This is a genomic window from Mesoflavibacter sp., assembly GCF_964226795.1.
Classification (GTDB): Bacteria; Bacteroidota; Bacteroidia; order Flavobacteriales; family Flavobacteriaceae; genus Mesoflavibacter; species Mesoflavibacter zeaxanthinifaciens.
The window spans coordinates 66,137-88,093 of sequence record NZ_CAXQQP010000005.1; the positions used below are offsets into that span (position 1 = coordinate 66,137).

Annotated in this window: 14 protein-coding genes; 6 read left to right on the top strand and 8 right to left on the bottom strand. The window is 31.1% G+C overall.

Annotated elements, in window-relative coordinates:
* Position 1: 1 nt before the first annotated feature.
* The gene (locus tag ACEQT4_RS02675) at positions 2-1,315 is read right to left on the bottom strand and encodes an MBOAT family protein (protein WP_370225889.1); all 1,314 of its coding nucleotides are present in this window, start codon (positions 1,313-1,315) and stop codon (positions 2-4) included.
* A 159-nt stretch (positions 1,316-1,474) separates the two neighbouring features.
* Here ACEQT4_RS02675 and ACEQT4_RS02680 point away from each other — a divergent pair, with 159 nt between their 5' ends.
* The 3 genes from ACEQT4_RS02680 to ACEQT4_RS02690 are packed head-to-tail and all read left to right on the top strand — an operon-like array spanning position 1,475 to position 6,955.
* Positions 1,475-3,835: a two-component regulator propeller domain-containing protein gene (locus ACEQT4_RS02680; RefSeq protein WP_370225890.1), complete on the top strand. Its 2,361-nt coding sequence runs from the start codon at positions 1,475-1,477 to the stop codon at positions 3,833-3,835.
* Positions 3,835-4,554, top strand: coding sequence for a DNA repair protein RecO (gene recO, locus ACEQT4_RS02685; protein ID WP_370225891.1), 720 nt, complete (start codon positions 3,835-3,837; stop codon positions 4,552-4,554). The genes ACEQT4_RS02680 and recO overlap by 1 nt, the downstream gene beginning before the upstream one ends.
* Positions 4,538-6,955 (top strand): TonB-dependent receptor domain-containing protein, encoded by a 2,418-nt coding sequence (locus ACEQT4_RS02690; RefSeq protein WP_370225892.1) that lies wholly within the window; start codon positions 4,538-4,540, stop codon positions 6,953-6,955. Before recO ends, ACEQT4_RS02690 begins: the two co-directional genes overlap by 17 nt.
* A gap of 63 nt (positions 6,956-7,018) precedes the next feature.
* Here ACEQT4_RS02690 and ACEQT4_RS02695 read toward each other — a convergent pair whose 3' ends face one another.
* Together ACEQT4_RS02695 and ACEQT4_RS02700 are read right to left on the bottom strand one after the other, a co-directional pair.
* Entirely contained in the window at positions 7,019-9,406 is a 2,388-nt protein-coding gene (locus ACEQT4_RS02695; protein WP_370225893.1) for a T9SS type A sorting domain-containing protein, read from the bottom strand.
* A gap of 114 nt (positions 9,407-9,520) precedes the next feature.
* Positions 9,521-14,068, bottom strand: a complete 4,548-nt coding sequence (locus tag ACEQT4_RS02700; RefSeq protein ID WP_370225894.1) for a beta strand repeat-containing protein — start codon at positions 14,066-14,068, stop codon at positions 9,521-9,523.
* 164 nt (positions 14,069-14,232) lie between these two features.
* On the opposite strand from ACEQT4_RS02700, the gene ACEQT4_RS02705 reads away from it, so the two are divergent.
* The gene (locus ACEQT4_RS02705; RefSeq protein ID WP_370225895.1) at positions 14,233-14,700 is read left to right on the top strand and encodes a regulatory protein RecX; all 468 of its coding nucleotides are present in this window, start codon (positions 14,233-14,235) and stop codon (positions 14,698-14,700) included.
* A gap of 55 nt (positions 14,701-14,755) precedes the next feature.
* On the opposite strand, the gene ACEQT4_RS02710 is transcribed toward ACEQT4_RS02705, so the two are convergent.
* From ACEQT4_RS02710 to ACEQT4_RS02720, 3 genes are all read right to left on the bottom strand, one after another.
* Complete coding sequence (locus tag ACEQT4_RS02710) at positions 14,756-15,247, bottom strand: DUF6646 family protein (RefSeq protein ID WP_370225896.1); 492 nt, start codon at positions 15,245-15,247, stop codon at positions 14,756-14,758.
* A gap of 2 nt (positions 15,248-15,249) precedes the next feature.
* Positions 15,250-16,119, bottom strand: a complete 870-nt coding sequence (locus ACEQT4_RS02715; protein WP_027879627.1) for a cupin-like domain-containing protein — start codon at positions 16,117-16,119, stop codon at positions 15,250-15,252.
* Positions 16,120-16,186: 67 nt separating this feature from the next.
* Positions 16,187-18,007 carry a TonB-dependent receptor plug domain-containing protein gene (locus tag ACEQT4_RS02720; RefSeq protein WP_370225898.1) on the bottom strand — a complete coding sequence of 607 codons (1,821 nt, stop codon included), beginning with the start codon at positions 18,005-18,007 and terminating at the stop codon, positions 16,187-16,189.
* A gap of 78 nt (positions 18,008-18,085) precedes the next feature.
* On the opposite strand from ACEQT4_RS02720, the gene ACEQT4_RS02725 reads away from it, so the two are divergent.
* Positions 18,086-19,579 carry a PLP-dependent aminotransferase family protein gene (locus tag ACEQT4_RS02725; protein WP_370225899.1) on the top strand — a complete coding sequence of 498 codons (1,494 nt, stop codon included), beginning with the start codon at positions 18,086-18,088 and terminating at the stop codon, positions 19,577-19,579.
* A gap of 1 nt (position 19,580) precedes the next feature.
* On the opposite strand, the gene ACEQT4_RS02730 is transcribed toward ACEQT4_RS02725, so the two are convergent.
* Positions 19,581-20,111 (bottom strand): hypothetical protein, encoded by a 531-nt coding sequence (locus ACEQT4_RS02730; protein WP_370225900.1) that lies wholly within the window; start codon positions 20,109-20,111, stop codon positions 19,581-19,583.
* Positions 20,112-20,525, bottom strand: a complete 414-nt coding sequence (locus ACEQT4_RS02735; RefSeq protein WP_370225902.1) for a putative signal transducing protein — start codon at positions 20,523-20,525, stop codon at positions 20,112-20,114.
* Positions 20,526-20,658: 133 nt separating this feature from the next.
* Between ACEQT4_RS02735 and ACEQT4_RS02740 the strand changes: the two genes are divergently transcribed.
* Positions 20,659-21,918: a Y-family DNA polymerase gene (locus ACEQT4_RS02740; protein ID WP_370225904.1), complete on the top strand. Its 1,260-nt coding sequence runs from the start codon at positions 20,659-20,661 to the stop codon at positions 21,916-21,918.
* Positions 21,919-21,957 lie beyond the last annotated feature (39 nt).

Here is a 21,957-nt window from a genome sequence, read left to right on the forward strand (position 1 = left end):
TTTAAAATCTAAAGTAGATAAATGGGTTGTAAGCTTCTGTAGCTATATAATAAAAACAGAGAGCAAATAAGAAGATTAATCCTACGTTATAGCACAAAACACTTAGATTGTAAATGCTGTTGTTATCTTTTAAATTATTAAAATATAATTTTATTTTTTGATAAACAGGTGTAGATAATATTATCCCTACTATTAATGCTGTAATCACTTCTTTGGTTAGGTAAAAGTTTAAAAAGCCAGTATTTAAAGGTGTTTTAAAATCAAATAGGGTATATGTGTAATTAATTGCTTGATTTAGATTTTCACTTCTAAAAATTACCCATCCAACAATAACTATAAGTAATGTGTAAAAATGAGCAATCCAAGTACTTTGTTTTTTTAAAAAAGATTCAAAACCAATTCTCTCAATAATTAAAAATAAACCATGAAACAATCCCCAAACTATAAATGTCCAATTGGCACCATGCCATAAGCCTGTTAAGAAAAAAACTATGATTAAATTTATATATGTTCTATGGTTTCCTTTTCTATTTCCGCCTAAAGAGATGTATAAATAATCTCTAAACCATTGTGATAAAGTTATGTGCCAACGTCGCCAAAATTCTTTTATAGATTTAGAGATGTATGGATAATTAAAATTTTCTGGAAAATTAAAGCCAAACATTTTACCTAAACCTATAGCCATATCAGAATACCCTGAAAAATCAAAAAATATTTGTAAAGTGTAAGCTATAATACCTATCCATGCAATTAATGCAGAAGATTGATTTTGGGATAGACTAAATGCTGCGTCTGCAAAAAAAGCACAATTATTAGCAATTAGCATTTTTTTTGCTAAACCAATAATAAACCTTTCTACACCGGTAGCAAACTGTTTAGCGTTTGTTTTTCTTTCTCTTAATTGTTTTTGAACTTGAGAGTATCTTACAATTGGTCCTGCAATTAATTGAGGAAACAAAGTAACATACATCGTAAAGTCAATAAAGTTTTTATTGGCTTTTATGTTACCTCTGTAAACATCTATAGTATAAGACATTGTTTGAAATGTGTAAAAACTGATTCCTATAGGTAAAACTACATTTGTAATTAAGTTATTATTAATATTAGAAATAATAAAGTTAGAGTATTTAAAGTAGATTAAAATGCTTAGATTAAATACTATAGATAATACTAAACCTATCTTTTTTTTCCCTGAATTAATGATTAATCCAGAACTATAATCAACTAATGAAGATAATAGTATCAAAATAACCATCTGTTTTTCTCCCCAAGTATAAAACCCTAAACTTAAAACCAAAAGAATGATGTTTTTCATTTTCTTTGGAGCTAAATAATATAGAGCTAAAGAAAAAGGAAGAAATAGAAATAAAAATATAGGGCTACTAAATAACACAAGACTAAAATTATTGAGGTCTAAAATACAATAAAATATAGTACTTTTGGGTTTTATTCTAGCAACCCAAACTTTGTTTTAATGCGGTACATTAAACCTCTGATATTTATTTTTTTATTTTTTTTTATAAAAATAAGTTACTGTCAAAACTTTGAAGATGCTTGGTCAGAACATTATTCTTATCTGGAAATTAAAGATGTATCACCAGGTTTAGATAAATTATATGTAGCTGCAGAAAACACTATTTTTACATATGATATTAATACCTATCAAATAGAAAAACTTTCTACTATTAATGGTTTGTCAGGAGAGACTATAAGTGCCATCTTATATATAGAAGACCAAGATTTGCTGTTATTAGGGTTTGAAAATGGCCTAATGCAAATTTATGATCAGGTAAATAGAACCTTTTTAACAGTAGTTGATATTTTAGATAAACCAACAATTCCGCCAAATAATAAAGGTATAAATCAATTTTTTAGAAATCAAGATTTGGTTTATATCTCAACAGATTATGGTATATCAGTATACGATATTAATGCTTTAGAGTTTGGAGATACATATTACATAGGTCCAAATGGTTCACAATTAAAAGTTAGACAGACAACAATGTTTAACAATTATATATATGCAGCAACAGAGCAAAGATTGTATAGAGCAAGTTTAGATAACCCTAATTTAATTGATTATCAAGAATGGGAAAGTTTAAATAACGGAAATTGGTTAGGTGTTCAAAATGTTGAAGATAGACTATACATAGCTAATTCTAATAGAAGAGTTTATGAAGTTGTTAATGGTAACTTAATCCAAAAAGTTGCTTACCCACAAGATATAGTTGGTTTTAAAAGTAACGACAACCGTTTGTCAGTTACAATAACTAAGCAATCTTTTGTTTACAGTAGTAATTTTGATCAGTTAGTCAATGCAGCAACAACAACAGATTTTAATCCAAATTTTAGTACAAGTATATCTGTATCAGAAGAATTGTTTGTTGGAACAAATAGAATTGAAAATACAGGACAACCAGCTTTTGGAATTTTAAAAACCAGTTTTTCTGATCCAGAAAATTTTGAAGAAATTCATCCAGAAAGTCCATTACGAAATAGATTTTTTAAATTAAAATATCAAGAAGGACAAATCTGGGGAATACATGGAGGTTATTCAATATCTTATAATTTTAATGGCGGAGTAAGAAGAGAAGGTATTAGCCATTTTATAAATGATGAATGGCGAAATATAACGTATGATTCTTTAGCTCAAAACGTAACAAATCCATGGTACTTGTCCTATCTTACAATAGATCCATTTAATAGTAGCAATGTGTATGTAAGTTCATACTATTCAGGGGTTATAAATATACAAAATGAAGAAGTAGTTAATGTGTTTAACCAAAGTAATAGTAGTTTGGTGCCTTTATTTGGTTCGGTTTATTTGATTTTAAATTCAGCTTTTGATGATCAAGGTAATTTTTATGTTTATAATGGACGTGTTAACGAAACTCTTAATAAACTATCAGAAAACGGTCAATGGACATCTTATAACTACCAAGCTCTAATAGATCCCGCAACAAGTAATTTAGGATTTTCTTCAATGGTTTTTGATAATAACGGAACAATATTTTCTGGTAGTTCTCACTATGGTGTAATAGCATGTGTACCTAATAGCAGTAATAATCCAACAATAGTTAATATAAGTGAGGAAGAAGAAGGAATGCCTTCTCCAAACATAAGAACTTTAGCATTAGACAGAAATGGGCAATTATGGATTGGTATGGATAAAGGGATAAGAGTTGTTTACAATACACAAAGCTTTTTAGAAAATCCAGAAGTAGATAATATAGTGGTTTTAGATAATGGAGAAGCTAGTGAGCTGCTTTTTCAACAATTTGTAACAGATATTGAAGTAGATGGTTCTAACAATAAATGGATAGCAACATTAGATACTGGTTTGTATTATTTCTCATCAGATGGTCAACAAACCATATATCACTTTACAAAAGACAACTCACCACTACCAAGTAATGATGTTTTAGATGTAGCATTGGATGAAGAAAATGGTATTGTCTACATAGCTACAGAAAAAGGTCTATTATCTTTTAAGTCAGAAGCATCAAAACCAAAAACTACTTTAGAGGATGCTTTTGTGTTTCCAAACCCAGTTAGACCTACGTTTGATATGGTTTCAGAAAAAATAAAAATAAGAGACATTTCAGAAAACGTTAATATTAAGATTACAGATATTGAAGGTAATCTTGTAGCAGAAGCAGAGTCTAATACAAACGGCAGGTTTAAAGGTTATAATCTTGAAATTGATGGTGGTACAGCATTATGGAATGGAAAAAATCTAGCTGGAGATGTTGTGGCTTCTGGCGTGTATCTAGTCATGTTAAACGATCTTGATACATTAGAAACCAAAGTGCTTAAATTAATGGTGGTTAGGTAATGCAAACCAAAACAAAAGCCATAGTTCTTTCTAAAATAAGATTTAAAGACAACGATTTAATAGTAAAATGCTATACCTATAATCATGGTATAGTCAGTTATATTTTAAAAGGTGTTTTAAAGTCTAAAAAGAATAATAAGAAAACAGCCTATTTTCAACCATTATCTTTATTAGAATTAGAAACAGACCATAAAGATAATAGGTCTTTACAGTATATAAAAGATTTAAAAACAAGCTTTCTATATAGTAGTTTGCATACCAATATTGTTAAAAGCGCTATTGCAATGTTTTTAGCCGAAATCTTATCTCAAGCACTTAAAGAAGAAGAGCAAAACACACCATTGTTTAATTATTTAGAGACCTCTTTTATGTGGTTAGATGAAAGTAGTCAAATATCTAACGCTCATCTATTATTTCTTTTAGAATTAACGAAGTATCTAGGTTTTTATCCTGATGATTCTGAAGTTGATGCAGATTTTTTTAATCTTTTAGAAGGTCAATTTCAATACATAAACAATTCAAAGCACTGTATTTCTGGAGAAAATTTAACACTCTTAAAACAGCTTCTAGGCACAGATTTTGATGCGTTAAATCAAATAAAAATCAACTCAAAACAAAGACAGCAGTTTTTAAAAATGTTGTTGCAGTATTTTGATTTGCACTTAACCAATTTTAATCAACCTAAATCTTTACAAATCTTAAATGATGTATTTAATTAAAAAGATAACGTACATTTTCATATTCTGTTTTTTTGCAAATGCCTATGCGCAGTCAGTAAAAGTTGTAGATAAAACAACCAAAACACCAATACCAGGTGTTGCTGTTTTTAATAAAAATCAAACTACAACAGAAGTTACAGACGAAGATGGCTTAGTTAATCTAGATAAGTTTTTAGATACAGAATTGATCTTTTTTCAACATATTTCTTTCAATTTAAAATCTTTAAAAAAAGAAAATATTAATACCGATTATATTTATCTAGAGAGTAATCAATTAGGTTTGGATGAGGTTATAATATCTGCATCAAATTTTAAGCAAAATAAACGAGAAATCCCTAAAAGCATAGCTATAGTAAACGCCGATCAAATAAAGTTTAATAATCCACAAACTAGCGCAGATTTATTAGAAAACACAGGTAAAGTTTATATACAGAAAAGTCAGTTAGGTGGTGGTAGCCCAATGATACGTGGTTTTTCTACAAATAGATTATTAATTAGTATTGATGGAGTAAGGATGAACAACGCAATTTTTAGAGGTGGTAATCTTCAAAATGTAATTTCTATAGATCCACTTTCCATAGAAAAAACTGAAGTTATTCTTGGTGCAGGTTCAACTATTTATGGTAGCGATGCTATTGGTGGCGTAATGAGTTTTTATACTAAAAGTCCTAAGCTTTCTTACACAGATAGTTTAATTGTAGATAGTAATGTAATGCTTAGATATGCTACAGCAAATCAAGAAAAAACTGCACACCTAGATGTAAATTTAGGTCTAAAAAAGTGGGGATTCTTAACTAATGTTACATATACAGATTTTAACGATTTGCGTATGGGTAGTCATGGACCAACAGAGTATTTAAGACCCGAATACGTCGTGACAGAAAATAATCAAGATGTAATTATTGAAAACAATAATCCAAAAATTCAAAAATTTACTGGTTACAACCAAATCAATTTAATGCAAAAAGTAGCATACAAACCAAAAGATAACTTAGATTTTGATTTAGGATTATTTTACACGACAACTTCCGATTATCCAAGATATGACAGATTAATTAGATATAGAGGTGATAATTTGCGTTCAGCAGAATGGAATTATGGGCCACAACGTTGGTTTATGTCTAATTTAAAAGTAACAAAGACAAGTAGTAAGGCTACATTTTATGATAATATAAAAGCAACATTTGCATATCAAAATTTTGAAGAAAGTAGAATAGATAGAGATTTTGAAGATATAATTAGGAATATACATGAAGAGTCTGTTAATGCTTTGTCTTTTAACTTAGATTTAGAAAAAGATCTAAGCAAAAAATCTAGTCTTTTTTATGGTTTTGAGTATGTTTTCAATAAAGTCAATTCTATTGGATATACAGAGAATATTGAAGATAACACAACAGAAAACACTGTGTCAAGATATCCTGATGGAGCCACATGGAATAGTGCAGCTATATATGCTAATTTTAAATATAAGCCAAACGAAAAGTTTGTATTACAATCTGGTTTAAGATATAATAACGTAACACAAAGTGCAGATTTTACTGATAATAATCAATACTTAAATTTACCATTTGATCAATCTAAGATCAATGCAGATGCTTTAACAGCATCAACAGGAATCACATGGTTACCCAATGATATTTTACAATGGAAACTTAATCTCTCTACAGCATTTAGAGCACCAAATATTGATGATGTTGGTAAGGTTTTTGACTCAGAACCAGGATCTGTAGTTGTACCAAATAATAATTTAAAACCAGAGTATGCATACAATGGAGAGTTAGGTTTAAAACTTAATTTTAATAAAAAGGTAGTGTTTGATTTAGCAACATACTATACCTATTTAGATAATGCTTTAGTTAGAAGAGACGGAGACCTTAATGGAGAAACTGAAATTATTTATAATAACGAATTAAGTAATGTACAGTCTATACAAAATGCATCAAAATCTTGGATATATGGTTTTGAATTTGCTGCTTTATGGAATATTAGTGACCAACTTAAGTTAACATCAAGATATAATTTTATTGGTGGTACAGAAGAAACAGATGGTGTAGAAGTACCAGTAAGACACGTAGCACCAAACTTTGGCGATACACATCTAATGTGGCAATCTGATAAGTTTAAATTAGATGGCTTTGTAAATTATAATAACAAATTATCTTTTACTCAATTGGCACCTTCAGAAACAGAGAAAGATTACATTTATGCTTTAGATGAAAACGGTAACCCTTATTCCCCATCTTGGTATACCTTAAATCTTAGGACTCAATATCAATTAGCAGAAGATACAACAGTTACAGCAACTTTAGAGAATATAACAGACCAACGTTATAAAACATACTCGTCTGGTATTGCTGCACCAGGAAGAAATTTAATTGTTTCATTAACATATAGTCTATAAAAAAACCAGCATTAACAAAATTAGTTAATACTGGTTTTAAGGATTAGCATTTACACATTGCCTTTATTTTTTTATAGTCTTTTTAGTTATGGTTTGCCCATTGTTTAATGTAACTTTAGCTATGTAAAGATTTTCATTTAGATTTTTCAAATTGTAAATTTCAGAGTAATTATCACCTTTAAAAGAGTATATTAACTTCCCTAAAGTGTCAAATATTTCAATCGTTTTAATCTTAAGATTATGACCGACTTTAAACATTACATTGTCATTTTCTAGCTCAATAATAGAAAGGTTGTTTAAAGTTGTTTCTTTATTATCAATACCCAAACTAGCATTGTTGAAAACAATCTCAAAGCGATTGTTAAACTCGCCAACATTAGAAGTAAAGTTGTAATCACTTGTAGTTAAATCGTGAATTGTAGAGGTTAAATTGTCTTTAAGATAAATAGGGTTGCTAGATAAAAAATCACCTTCCAAATTGTCAATTGAAATAGTGTAAATTGTTGCTACATCTATATTAGTAAGAAAACCTAGAGGAATAACTTCATCTATATTCAAATCTGAAGTTGCTTTACCTTGGATAACAAACTTGTTGTTATCTCCAGGAATCACGGAATAAAATGCTAAACTATTCATCACAGCACCTGTTTTTTTAGCATCATAAAAACCACCATCATTCTGAGATGTTGCTCCTTCTACATAACCAATACCTATTTGATTATTTAATCCAATATCTGAAGTTAAACGTAACCAGATTTTATTAGGATTATTTGTTGAAGAAACTCTGAAAAATTGATTATTGTTTCCAGAAACTCTCATAGAATTAGTGAATTTTACAGTACCTGTAGCAGAAGCTGCAGCGTCATCGTATAATACAAAAAAGCCTTGACCAGAAGGGATATATCTGTTTGGGGTAATACCATCACCACCAACAGTTTCCATGGTGCCATTAATTGTAGCATAATCACTGTTAGAAAAGTTTAATGGTTGATTACCATTAGAAGTAATTGTTGGCGCGGTATTTTGTGACCATAAATAGATTGTACCAGTTAATTTTCCGTCTGTTGGGTTTGATGTTAAATTATTTTCAGTAAAAAATAGATCTACATCAATAGCAGAAGGATAAGGGTTGCCTATAAGGTTCCAGTTATTATCAGCTGTTTCAGCATCGTTTCTTTCGATAGGAACAGTTATATCTCCATTATTTAAAGTTCCTCTAAAAGTGTATATATAATTATTAGGTCCAAAAATAAACGAAGAGATAGAATGTGTTGCAGCATAACCAACACCAGGAGTCATGATATCTCCAGAAGATTTTAAAAACCAATCATCACCATTATCATCTATATCATCTACACCAGCTCCATTTACAAGTATATTATCATTAAATGTTTCGAATTGAGAGTCTCTAAAATTAGCAGCATTAAACTGAAACCTTCTATAAGGACTAGACTGAAATAAAGCATTGCCAAAAGTTTCATTAGCAACAGGACTACTCCAATATGTGTATTCATACCAGTTTTCTAAATGTGCTGTTTCTTTATCAACGACAGCAGCTTCTGGAAAGGAGCTTCCAGAATCATCGTATACTGCAGTGTCTTCTACTTGAACAAAAGATCCTTCATTTTGGATATTAATCCTACCGTTGTTTGTAACATTATTGTTTACTTCAACGTATGTATTTTGTGCTATGGTTAATTCTATTCCAGAATTTAGTGTTAAACTACAAGCAGAAAAACTTGTCTGACCAGCTATATTAGTATTGTAATTAGCGGTAAGTATAGCGTTGGTTGAACTATCTGGTGCAGATGGAGACCAGCTAATACCGTCCCATGTTACAGTAGATGCACATAGTGTTTCTACTAGTCCATTTATTTCTAAATCATTACCTGATAATCTCCCAATTGAAAATGAACCTGTTGATCCTGTTGCGCCCCAAGCATATAATCTAAATGTAATAGTTGTATTAAACACATTTTGTAACTCAGGTATTACTGATAAATCTATTTGTGTTTGTGCAGTTCCATTTGTAGGGCTTAGATTATATACAAAAGAAGAACCTATATCTATAAAGTTTGTTCCATCTAAGCTATATCTCCATAAAAAATTATCTGGACCTGTATTAGATCTTCTAAAGTTGACATCTAAAGAACTTAAAGAAAGTTTATATCCAGAAACAGCAGAAATATTAAATTGTAAATAATCATCGTTAGCAATTGCTAATGCTTGAGAGTTGCTTAAAGTAAAATTATTTGAAGAAAATGCATCTGCTAAATTACTAGGGCTAATACCACTTCCTCTACTTAAAGTACTTACGTTTAAGTTAGTATCTTGTGTTGTAGCATTAAAGGTTACTTCATTTCCTGAAAGACCATTTGTATCCCAAGCAGTTATTTGAGTAAAAGATAAATGGTTAATTAGTAAAAATATTAATAGCGTAAATTTTTTCATCTTAATGATATATAATTAATAGCATGCTAAAAATATTTCATAAATTATTTTAAAACAAAAAGCTTCAACTTTATTAGTTGAAGCTTAAGTTTTTAGCGATAAAAAACATTTTTTTTAGTTTTTGATAAACTTTTTAATGATTTTTTGCTTGTTAGAAAGTTCTATCTCGGCTAAGTAAACAGATTGACTTAATGTGTTTAAGTGATAGGTTTCTGTTTGTTCACTTCCTTTTAGATTAATTACTTTTCTTCCTAAATTATCATAAATAGTAACAGAGTTAATGCTTAGGTTTTTAGGAGCTATAAATTTAACGTCATCATTAGGTAATGAAATGATTGTTGTGTTAATTTCATTTAAAGTAAACTGGTCAATACTTAACGTTGGGTTTGTAAATACAATTTCAAAACGGTCGTTAAATTCACCAACTTCTGAAGTAAACGAATAAGCACTCGCGGATAAATCATGATACGTGTTTAATAAATTATCTTTTATGTAAGCAGTATTGTTTGCTAAAAAGTCTCCTTCAAAATTATCAATGCTTATAGTGTAAACTGTTGGGATATCTATCTTGTTTAGAAAACCAATATATATAGTTTCGTTAATATTTAAATCGGAAATGGCTTTACCTTGTACACTTAATTTTTCTGTGTCACCAGGGATTAAAGAGTAAAAAGTCATTGTTTTTGTATATGCTCCGTTAGTTTTTGCATCATAAGCAGCACCATCGTTTGCAGTTGTTGCGCCATTAACGTAACCAATCATAATATTATCTTTTAAGCCAAAGTCGTTGGTTAATTTTAGCCATAATTTATTTTCAGAAGTATTAGTGCTTGCGTTAACATTACTAGTTCTAAAAAACTGATTGTTATTTCCGTCAACACGCATACTATTGTTAAACGTTACTGTTCCGTTTGATGATGGAGCAGCATCAGAATATGTAACAAAAAATCCTTGTCCAGATGCTATGTAGTTTGTTACTCCGCTTACTGAAGAACCAGTGTAGTTAAGTGTAATATAATCGTTAAGATCAAAATTAATTTGTTGATTACCGTTATTAGTTACCGATGGAGGCGTAGAATGTGACCATAAATATATGGCACCATCTAAAGTACCTGTTGAAGGGTTTGCACTGTAATTATTTTCATTAAAAAATAATGTTGCATCAATAGCAGATGGGTAAGGATTACCAATTAAATTCCAATTGGTATCGCCTGTTTCGGTATCATTTCTTTCTACAGGAACAGAAATAATTCCAGTATTTAATGGACCTCTAAAAGAATAGTTATAATTTGTTGCTGTAGTGTATGCAGCTGGCGAGTGTGTTGCAGCATAACCAACACCAGGTGTCATTAAATCTCCAGCAGCTCTAAGTTGCCAGTCGTTAGCATCGTCATCAATATCATCTACTCCTGCACCAACAACTGTAGCATTGTTATTGTTAGTCTCGTAAGTAGAGTCTACAAAATTACCTGCGTTAAAACTAAATCTTCTATACGGACTTGATGGGAATAATGCACTTCCTATAGTTTCATTAGTCACTGGACTACTCCAGTAGGTGTACTCGTACCATGCGTCTAATACTGCGGTTAACTTTTCTACAGTTGTTGGGTTTGAGGCAACACTACCTGAATCGTCATAAATACCAGAATTGTCTATTTGAATGACAGATCCTTCGTTTTGCACTAATAATGTACCATTATTGTATATGCTATTTTGAACTTTCACGTAACTATTTGCACCAACAGTTAATGCATAAGATGGATTGATATAAAGACTACATGCTTCTATATTTCCATTTGAAGTTGTATTGTATGTGTCGTTGATAATTGCTGTTGTGGTAAGATTAGGAATACCATTATCCCATGACCCAGCAGACCAAGTTGTAGTAATCATGCTAACTTGAGCTGTATTTGTTGCTTGAGAACATGTACCATCTTCAGTAACTTCTGCATAAAATTGATAACCATTTAAATCAAAACCGTCAATTGTTAATGAGTTTGAATTTTCTCCAGTTACAGTACCAGGTAAAAAGCTAGTGTTTGTTACAGTAGACCATGTTGGAGAAACACCATCATTATAATACCAAGCATAAGTTAAAGTACCAGAATTGCCAGCAGTTGCTGTAAAGCTAAAGGTTGCACCGGTACATCCAGATATGTCGCTTATTGATGAAGCTGTAGGTAGGCTAGTAGGTAATGTAAATACTCCTAAATCTGTACAACTTTCAGTTAAATTTGTCGTCCAATCACCAGCTGTAAAGGTTGTTGATGGACCACTTCCTGTTATGTTTCTTAAGATTGAATATCCAATTGTATTAGGGCAGTGTACTACGTCATGCTGTGAGCCATTTTTGGTTAATCTAATTTCATCATTTTCATTGATACCGGCATTCAACTCTGTAAAATCAAACGAAATAGAAGAACATGGATTAGGCGTAGAGCTTCCTATTCGTAATGTAAAGACAGAATGTGCAGCAACTGTACCAGTTAAATCTATAGTTCTTGAAGGTAAAGCATCTCCAATATCTCCATAACGTTCAATTTCAAAATCAGTTCCTGTAGCATCTAAATTTATTGCTGTTCCTGTTGGGTTGTATAATTCCATGTACCAACCATTTCCACCATCAGAATCATAAACTTCTGTAATGATTAAGTCTGTAAAACTTGTTCCACTAGAGCAAGTACCTGTTGTATCAATTACGGTAAAATCTGTTGCAGAATTAACAGGACAACTGCTTTCGGTAATTGTGATAGCTCCAGTAGTTGCTCCAGATGGCACTTCAACTACTAATTGAGTAGCATTTTGACTAATAATTGTAGCGTTTGTTCCATTAAAATTTACTGTAGAAGAAGTTGTAAATCCAGTACCTGTAATTGTGATAATACTTTCTTCTGGACCAGAAGTAGGCATAAAACTACTTATTGTGTGTGTAGGGATACAAGCATTTATTACTTCAATAGTGTAATCTTCAATTTCACCGTCATCACTTCCGTCACAAGGTCCTGAAGGGTTTACGTCATATCTACAAGCTACACGCATTCTAGTTTGCCCTAAAGAAGCAGTTGCAGGTATAGTAATAGTTAATGGACTTACAGAAGTTGCGCCATCAATTACATTTGTTGCATCACCTAGGTCGTATTCTTCATTTAGGTCGTTAAAATCGCCATCTTGATTCCAATCAATCCAAACAAAAGCATGTACAGTATAATTTCCTGCTGTATCTAAGTTAATAGATAGATTATATGGTGTTGCTTGATTTACATTTGCTATTTCAGTGGTAAAGTCATCATATCCACTTCCTGTGCCAGAGCTATAATCTAAATCTGAAAAACTTACCCTAGTGATAGATGTACCAAAAGATGTATCACCAGATACATTGCAATAAGCAAATACAGGTGTACAAGAAACTTCTACACCATTAGACCATTCTAAGTCATTTCTTGTAAAAATTTTATAAGTATAAGTAGTGTCGTTTGTTAAAGCTATTATGGTTTCAGTAGTTCCTGTTCCTTTGTAAACACAAAATCCACCATCAAAAGCTGTTCCTGCTCCAAAAGTTGTGCTAGCTGTATATGCACCACCATTACCAGTTGGTGTAGCTGTAGAAAAAGATGAGTCTGTTGCAAATACTAAAATATTATCGTAACAATCTGATGGTAAAGTCCAATCTACAGTTGTAGTATTATTTTCACATAAAGAAGTTGATAAGCCAGTAACGTTACTTGGTGTTGCAGTTTGTATAGTATGTGTATCACTATCGTAAGCTGTTCCTGTTACACTTCCAGCAGAAACAAACGTTAAATCTGTAGTTAATAAAGCACTTACTTGTATCGTGTTACCATTGGTAGAAGTACATGGTATATCTGTAGTTATAAATAAATAACCAGTACTTCCATTAGATATTAATTGGCTAAATCCAGTAAACGTATGTGTGCCTGGTCCTAATGTTGCAGTTATATTATCAAGTAAAGTGTCTGTTCCTGCATTAAAAGTTGCATCTGCAGAGTAGTATAATTTAAAATTAGTAATGTTTGAAGCAGCATATGACCCCGATGTTGTAAAAGATACATCTGTTAATGTTGCATTAGCTGTAGATACTGATAAATCAAATGCATAAATTGGAGTGTCGTCTGCAGCTTGAATAATATTTGTGGCAGCAGTTGCAGGATTTGCGGAGTTTAATATGATGTCTGGTGGAGTAACGCTTCCACAAGTAACTTCTACATCATCTAAATAATAAGATCCACCTGAACGTTGGGACATAACTATTCTTAAATAGTAGTCTCCGGTTAAGTTTAAGCTTGTAGTAAATAATTGATGAGTAGTTGTTACTTCCCCAACAAGAATATCTCTAACAGTTGTCCAAGGTCCTGTGTTAGAAGTTGAATACTCAACACTTAAAGTTTTATTAGCAGTCGAACTAGATCTTGATAACCAGAAAGTTATTGTTTGAGGATTTGTTACAAATGTTGTTGTGATAATGTCATCATTTGTGTCGTTGAATCCTGTTCCATTTCCCGTAAGACCTGCTGTTGTATTTTGATAAGTGCCAGAACCATTAGACCAATTTCCATATCCCGAATTAAAATCATCTGTTAAACATTGCCCAAACGAAAAATTAAGGCATAGCAATGCCATTAAAGAGAGGAGAAATTTATTCATGTTGTATTTTTTGACTATTAATTAGTCTGAAATATAGGAAAATTCTTAAGGGATTAATTTCTATTTCGATGAATTGCAATGATTTATAGTTATATTTAATCATTACATAATATTGTGTGCTCTTTTTTTAATATTTATTTAATTTAGTGAACTATAAATGATAGATGAATAACTCTTACACATTAGAAGAAGCCATAAAAAAACTAGAGCATTATTGTGCGTACCAAGAACGTTGCCATAAAGAAGTGACTCAAAAATTGATACAAATGCAAATGATACCTGAGGTTAGAGACCATATTGTAGTCCATTTATTAGAACATAATTTTTTAAATGAAGAGCGCTATGCAAAAGCTTTTGTAAGTGGTAAATTCAATATAAAAAAGTGGGGAAAACAACGCTTAAAATTAGAGTTGAAACGAAAAGATATTTCTAGTTATAATATTAGTGCAGCTATAAAAACAATTGATGAAAGTGATTACTATAAAACCTTTAATCAGTTAGCAGAAAAGAAACTAGAATCTATTAAAGAACCTGATAAGTTTAAAAAGAAGAAAAAACTAATAGATTATCTGCTTTATCGTGGTTGGGAAACACATTTAGTGTATGATAAAGTAAACGAGTTAATTCCATAAAAAAAAGCCTTTCAACTTAAACAGAGAAAGGCTTTTCTTTTTATGATTTATTGGTCTATAAATTAAATACAGCTCCAATATTAGCATTAAATTGATTGTTTATTTTTTCTGCAGGTGTTAAGGCATCCGAGTTATATTTGGCAAAAGTAGTACCAAATTCTGTAAATAATCCAAAACCATCAGAGAAGAAATAACGCATACCAAGGTGTCCGCCAAAATTCTTTAAGCTTAAGCTAATTCCAGGATATACATCAAAGTTATCACTAATGTTAATTACATTACCTAAGTTAGCATTAAAACGTGCCTTTAAGTCTATTCTATCTTCAAAATCTGCGTTTAAACCATTGTTTAAATTAAGTGCATAACCACCAACTATTCCAACCGAAATGTTTTCGCCTAAACCATAATCGTAAGTTAGTACAATTCCGTTTACATTATCTTGAAAGTTTGCACCTATCTGTAATTTTTGGTCGCCTTTTCCTTCAAAAGTTTGAGCAGTTACTAGACTTGTAATTAAACAAGCAAGTATTAATAATCCTTTTTTCATTTTTAAGATTTAGTTAAATATTTATTTGTGTTTGTAATGGCTTGTTGGTTTTTCCAATCTATCCATTTTTGACCTTTAATTCTGCGCATAACATTATCTATGCTTCGCATAATAAATACGTTATATATGGCTTTTCCTAAGTTTTTTGGGTTTCGTGCAATAGCGCGTAAACTCATAGAAAAACCAGGTGTTAAATAGCGCATGTAGTGCCAATAACCTTCTGGCATGTATAAGACTTCACCATGATTTAAATTACAAACCCAACCTTTTGCATTTTTTAAGGCTGGCCATTTGTTAAAATCTGGATTAGCAAAATCTATATCTTCTCTTGTAATTAAAGAATGTGGTATTTTATATAAATGCTTATTCTGTTTTTGGTCAAACAAAATACATTGTTTTTTTCCTTCAAAATGAAAGTGAAAAATGTTAGCTAAATCTATGTCATAGTGCATAAACGTATAGCTATCACGACCACCAAAAAATAGCATTGGTAAGCCTTTCATTAAACGTAATCCAAAATCAGGAAACTTAAAATCCTTTTGCAATTGCGGGACTTCTTTTAAAACATTCCACAGAAAAATACGATATTTTGTAGGTTCGCGTTTAAGCAAATCTACATATTCGCTCATTTTCATTTTTGCATGTGGCTCATTAAAACCATCTTTATAATCTACTGGTCTATCATCATAAAGAGGTACAGTTTTGTCTCCAGCAATCTCTTTAATGTAATCTAAACTCCATTTAGAATAAGCAGGCCAATCTGTAATAAACTCTTCTATAACCACTGGTTTTTGAGGTTTGAAGTAGTTTTTTATAAAGTCTTCTTTGGTTATCGTTTTAACCCTTGGTATGTCTTGAAGATTTAATTTCAAAAATTAAAAATTTAGAGAGCAAAGTTAATAAAACGTTACCAAATAATAACTAGGCTATAGTTATAGCTTAGTTAAAATTATATCTAAGACCAAATAAAACATTGCTTGGAGGCATTGGTACAAAGCCAGCTTCTATATAATCGGCATTAAAAATATTACTTGCAGTTGCGGTAAGCGTAAATTGTTTTAATCTAGCTTCTAAAGACGCATCCCATACGTTATAGCTGTCTCCTGTAGTACGCTCAGCGTGCTTATAAACAATATTTTGAGTGATGTTTTTAAATAACTGTGTGCTTAAACGCGATGTAAATTGATGTTTTAAGGTGTTTAAAGAATAACGCGATAAATCTTTATTTTGATCTAAAATGTTATCTTCCATAAAGTTATAACCTACAGCAAAAGTTTGCTTATAATTATTTAAGCTGAAATGATATTGCGCATCAACCTCAAATCCTTTTGTGTTTACTTCTGCAATGTTCGTAGCCTCAAAAAATGAAATTGAAGTATTTGGTCTTACGAAGTCAATTAAGTTTTTAGCATCTCTATTATAAACTGCTGCAGATACTGAAAATTTAGACGACAAATATTTAAGTCCTATTTCTTGAGAAAAAGCTTCTTCTACTTCTAAATTTTCGTTACCAAGAGTACTTGGGTCACTATAATATAAGTCTGTATATGTTGGTATTCTGTAAGTATAACCAATGTTTCCATAGACTTTTAAGTTATTATTTAAACGGTAACCAAGATCTAATCCAGGAAATGCATAAAACTTAAAATCTGAAAAATAAGTTACAGCAACACCAGGTGTAATATCTAGATTTTCATCTAATAATTTAAATCTATGTTCTAAAAATAAAGTAGACATAAAACGCTGTCTGTTACCTAAATTATTACTTCTTAAATAAACCTTAGATAAATCTACACCAAAGCCAGTAACACCTAAACTAGACTTGTAAGACGCATTGACTTCAGTTCCTATTTTATCAGAAATATGAAGATTTCTGTAGACTGTTGGATTGTTACGTATGTAAATGTATTCATCTTGATTACGCTTCCAATATACACGTGGTTTTATGGTTAGATTTTCGGTTTTAAAAGATGTTGAAAATGCTAATAAACTATTTTGTGTTTCTTCGTATTGATCTATTGCACTTTCGCGAGCGTAAAAACCGTTAGCTCCAAATTTTCGCTCTTGAAATGTTGCAATCATTTCAATCGCTTTTTTCTTCTTATTAAAAACACTTTTTACAAAATAATTGCTGTTATCGTAATCTGTGTTATAGCGATAACCTTCAGAAGTCATTTTATCTATGTGTACAATGTGTGACGAGTTTTCTAAATCTGCACCAACCGTTACACCTGCATTTAATTGTCCAAAACTACCTGTTTCTAATTTTGCAGATACCGTATTTTTTAAACTATTTTTAGTTACAATATTTACAGCGCCAGTAAAAGCGTTTTGTCCAAAAACACGTGCTGCTGGACCTTTAATAATCTCTATACGTTCTATAACTTCTAACGGTAAAGCGGCATTCATGGTGTGATGTCCTGTTTGCGCATCGTCCATTTTTATACCATCAATAAGTAGTAAAGTTTGGTCAAATCCGCCACCACGAATATGTAAATCTGCTTGGCTACCAGCAGTACCACGACGTCTTATATCTACGCCTGCAAATTGTTGTAATACATCGGCAACATTGGTAGCTGCGCTATTTTTTATATCTGAAGAAGAAACTATAGTAATAGTTCTTGAATTTTCTTTAAACGGTAAATCTATTCTAGTAGAAGAGATAACAACCGAGTCTAATTGTTGTTCTTTTTGTAAATCTTGCGCTTGTAAACTTGTTGTTAAAACGCTTAGCCCGATAAAAAAACGAGTCAATTTCATAATAAATTTTTTATGTGATTTTTGAAGGTGCAAAATTCGTAACTTTCCGGATTAGTAAACTAGTCCAGTTTTAAAACAATGAATAGTCCGGCTGAAGACATATTATTAACATTAGTAACTTTAGATAATACATCTGTTTCGCCCAAGTACATTCAAATTGCTCAACAAGTTATTAATGCCATACAACGTGGTTATTTAACCGAAGGAACGAAGTTGCCAGGAACTAGAAAATTTAGCGGACTGCTTGATATAAATCGTAATACTGCAGTTGCAGTTTATGACGAATTAGCATCACAAGGTTGGGTAGATATAGTTGCAAATAAAGGTACTTTTGTTTTAATGCCCGAAAAGAAAACAGCAGCAATTAAAGGCGCTGCACAAGGATTAGAAAAACTAAAGACGTATCCAGAAACAGCAGGGTTTTCATTTCAATCTTCATTTAATTTGGCATCTACAGAAGAAAATTCTGATTGTGCATATGTGCTAAACGATGGACAACCGGATTTAAGATTGCATCCAACACATCAATTTTCGCGTTGGTATAGTGCGTCTATGAAACGTCCAACTTTAGTGTCTAAATGGAATCAAACCCAAGATCAATTCTATTCTATATTTAATAAACAACTGTGTAATTATTTAAATGCAACACGCGGTTTTTACATAATGCCGCATAATATTTTAAGTACTCGAAGTACAGAAATGAGTTTGTATATCGTATCTCAATTACTTATTAAAAAAAACGATGTGGTATTGGTTGCGCAATTAAGTCCTTATAAATCAAATATGATTTTTCAGCAAGCTGGTGCAAATTTAATTACAATACCTGTTGATCATAACGGAATAGATGTAGATTATATAGAACAGCATTTTACCAAAAACAGTATTAGATGTGTTTATGTTTGTGCGCATAGGCAATACCCAACAACCGTAACGTTGTCTGCCGATAGGCGTGTTAAATTATTACAACTAGCTAAAGCTTATAATTTTGCTATAATTGAAGACGATTTTGATTACGATTTTCAATTAAATGGATCGGCAATGTTACCTATGGCAAGTGCAGATAGTGAAGGCGTTGTAATCTATCTAGGACGTTTAGGACAATCTTTTTTTCCTAGTTTTCAAATAGGGTTTTTAATCGCGCCGCAAAACGTAATTAAAGAAGCTAATAATTACCTTCAGTTATTAGATAAACAAGGCGATTTAATACAAAAACAAATGTTATCTGAGCTTATTGCAGAAGGTGAAATTAACCGATTAATCAAGAAAAATGTTACGGTTTACAAACAACGCAGAGATTATTTGTCCAAATGTTTAACTGTTCATTTTAAAGGTGAAGCTACTTGGAAAATCCCTGATGGTGGATTAGCAATATGGTTAGAATTTAATTCTAATATATCTTTATTTCAATTAGCCGAAAAAGCAAAAGCTAACAATTTATTTTTACCAAAAACCATTTTGTATCAAAACAAATCACTTTGTGCTATACGATTAGGTTTTGGTCACTTAAATGAAGATGAAATTGAAACCGTAGTTAAAATTTTGAAACAGTCTTTTGATGCTGTTAAAGTTTAATTTATTCATAAACAAATTCACCTCTTTCACGATAGGCATCTTTGTTCATCCATTTAAAATCATTAGTTTCGGTAGCGTCTAATAAGTCTGCGTCAAGTGCATCAGCTAAATGTAAACCAATATCAAAAGCTTCTTTTTCTTGATATACCGTTGTTGCTTCAATTTTATTTTTAGTATCGTAAAATAAATTAATAGCATATTTGTTTTCAGAAATATTTGTAGAAGCAGTAGATACCCAAACTTTGGTGTTAAATGTTGCTGCAAAAACAGAAACGTAGTCAATGTCTGGAATTGATTGCCACTTACCAATTTTAAAACCAAGAATTGAAAATACTTTTCTGTAGGTTTTTGATTCTAAATCAATCTCTGTGCCTTCAGTTTTTAATAATAAATAGCTAAAAGCTAAAGGAACGATTGTAGCTATATTTCCTGATGTTATTAAGTTAAAAATGGTAAAAACTATTATTGCAACGCCTAAAATAGTTCGCCATAATGGTACTTTTTGTATATAACTAATGGTGTATTTACTCATCTATTTAATATCAAATTCAGTTTTACAATCATCACATCTATACTTATCCTTAGCATAAAAGGGAAGTGTTCCAAATAAAAAACCAATCATAAAAGAAAAGAAAGATTTAAAATCTTTAATAGTAGAAAACATAGCTACTTTGCTACTGTTACAATTAGGACAATGTATAGCGTTGCCATTATCATCTACCGAGTATTTATTAATAGTTTCTAAAATATGTTGCGCTCTTAAAGCATCTTTAGCTAATACTTTTAGTTTAACGCCACCAATAGCGTTGCTTACCAAAGGATCTGTATCTATAGTTAAGTGATCGCTTAAAAATACTTCGATACCTTCAGATTCTAAACGACCTTTTATAATCTGCGCTTCTGCAGAATACTGAAATTTTGCTATGGTTTTAAAGGTTGGAGACATATTTTATTATCTATATTAATTAGTAGATAAAAGGATTAAAGTGTTACAAGTTACTATTATTCATTTAAATTTTAACATTCTTCAAGGTAAAAAACTCAGCATAAATTCAAACATATTATGTAATTTTACACATATGTTTGCATTAGTAGATTGTAATAATTTTTATGCCTCTTGTGAGCGCGTATTTAACCCAAACCTTAACGGTAAACCAGTTGCTATACTTAGCAATAATGATGGTTGTGTGATTTCGCGTAGTGATGAGGCTAAAAATTTAGGTTTGCCTATGGGCGCGCCAATTTTTAAATGGGAAAACTTCTGTAAAATTAATAACATACACGTACTTTCATCTAATTATCCGCTATACGGTGACATGAGTAGTCGTGTCATGTCTATCTTAAAACAGTTTACACCAGATGTTGAGGTATATAGTATAGACGAATCCTTTTTGCAATTTAAAGGATTTGAAAATTACGATTTAGACGATTATGGACAGCAAATAAGACAACGCGTTTTAAAATGGACAGGCATACCAACCTGTGTAGGTATAGCAACCACAAAAGGATTAAGTAAAGTAGCTAATAAAATAGCAAGAAAATTCCCTAAACAAACTAAAGGGACTTATGTTATAGATACCGAAGATAAGCGTATAAAAGCATTAAAATGGCTAAAAATTGAAGACGTTTGGGGCATAGGAAGACAATTATCAAAACGATTAAAAGCCAAAGGATGCAAAACAGCTCTAGACTTTGCTAATTTGCCAGAAGATTGGATAAAAGTTAATTTTTCTGTAGTAGAAGCACGATTACATCGCGATTTAAATGGCATACCAACATTAACTTTAGAAGAATATGATCAAGCTAAAAAAGTAATAGCCACAACACGTAGTTTTGATTACACGTATTCTGATTTAAGTTATATAAAAGAGCGTGTAGCAACCTTTGCAGTAACTTGTGCAGAAAAGTTACGTAAACAACACTCTAGCTGTCATACCATAATTGTATTTTTAAAAAGTAATAAGCATAAAAAAGAACAAGCACAACATTCAGAAAGCAGAGCAGTGCACTTACCATATGCAACCAATTCATCTTTAATAATTAGTAATACAGCGGTTAATGCAGTAACTAAAATTTTTAAAAAAGGAATAGAATATAAAAAAGCAGGCGTAATGATAACAGGTTTTGTGCCTACAAACAATTATCAACTCAATATTTTCGAAAAAGAAAACCCAAAGCATTTACCGCTAATGCAAACAATAGATCAAATAAATTTAAAATATCACACAAATAAAATTAAATTAGCAAGTCAAGACCTAGAACGTACCTGGAAGATGCGTCAAGAACGATTATCGCCTAGGTATACAACCAATATAAACGATATTATAAAAGTTAAATAACCATTATAATAAAAAAATAAAAACATAACATATAATTTG

Excerpts from the sequence above, each read along its gene's own strand:
- ACEQT4_RS02675 (WP_370225889.1), bottom strand. The coding sequence starts at position 1,315 with ATGAAAAACATCATTCTTTTGGTTTTAAGTTTAGGGTTTTATACTTGG.
- ACEQT4_RS02680 (WP_370225890.1), top strand. The coding sequence starts at position 1,475 with ATGCGGTACATTAAACCTCTGATATTTATTTTTTTATTTTTTTTTATA.
- recO (WP_370225891.1), top strand. The coding sequence starts at position 3,835 with ATGCAAACCAAAACAAAAGCCATAGTTCTTTCTAAAATAAGATTTAAA.
- ACEQT4_RS02690 (WP_370225892.1), top strand. The coding sequence starts at position 4,538 with ATGATGTATTTAATTAAAAAGATAACGTACATTTTCATATTCTGTTTT.
- ACEQT4_RS02695 (WP_370225893.1), bottom strand. The coding sequence starts at position 9,406 with ATGAAAAAATTTACGCTATTAATATTTTTACTAATTAACCATTTATCT.
- ACEQT4_RS02700 (WP_370225894.1), bottom strand. The coding sequence starts at position 14,068 with ATGAATAAATTTCTCCTCTCTTTAATGGCATTGCTATGCCTTAATTTT.
- ACEQT4_RS02705 (WP_370225895.1), top strand. The coding sequence starts at position 14,233 with ATGAATAACTCTTACACATTAGAAGAAGCCATAAAAAAACTAGAGCAT.
- ACEQT4_RS02710 (WP_370225896.1), bottom strand. The coding sequence starts at position 15,247 with ATGAAAAAAGGATTATTAATACTTGCTTGTTTAATTACAAGTCTAGTA.
- ACEQT4_RS02720 (WP_370225898.1), bottom strand. The coding sequence starts at position 18,007 with ATGAAATTGACTCGTTTTTTTATCGGGCTAAGCGTTTTAACAACAAGT.
- ACEQT4_RS02725 (WP_370225899.1), top strand. The coding sequence starts at position 18,086 with ATGAATAGTCCGGCTGAAGACATATTATTAACATTAGTAACTTTAGAT.
- ACEQT4_RS02730 (WP_370225900.1), bottom strand. The coding sequence starts at position 20,111 with ATGAGTAAATACACCATTAGTTATATACAAAAAGTACCATTATGGCGA.
- ACEQT4_RS02735 (WP_370225902.1), bottom strand. The coding sequence starts at position 20,525 with ATGTCTCCAACCTTTAAAACCATAGCAAAATTTCAGTATTCTGCAGAA.
- ACEQT4_RS02740 (WP_370225904.1), top strand. The coding sequence starts at position 20,659 with ATGTTTGCATTAGTAGATTGTAATAATTTTTATGCCTCTTGTGAGCGC.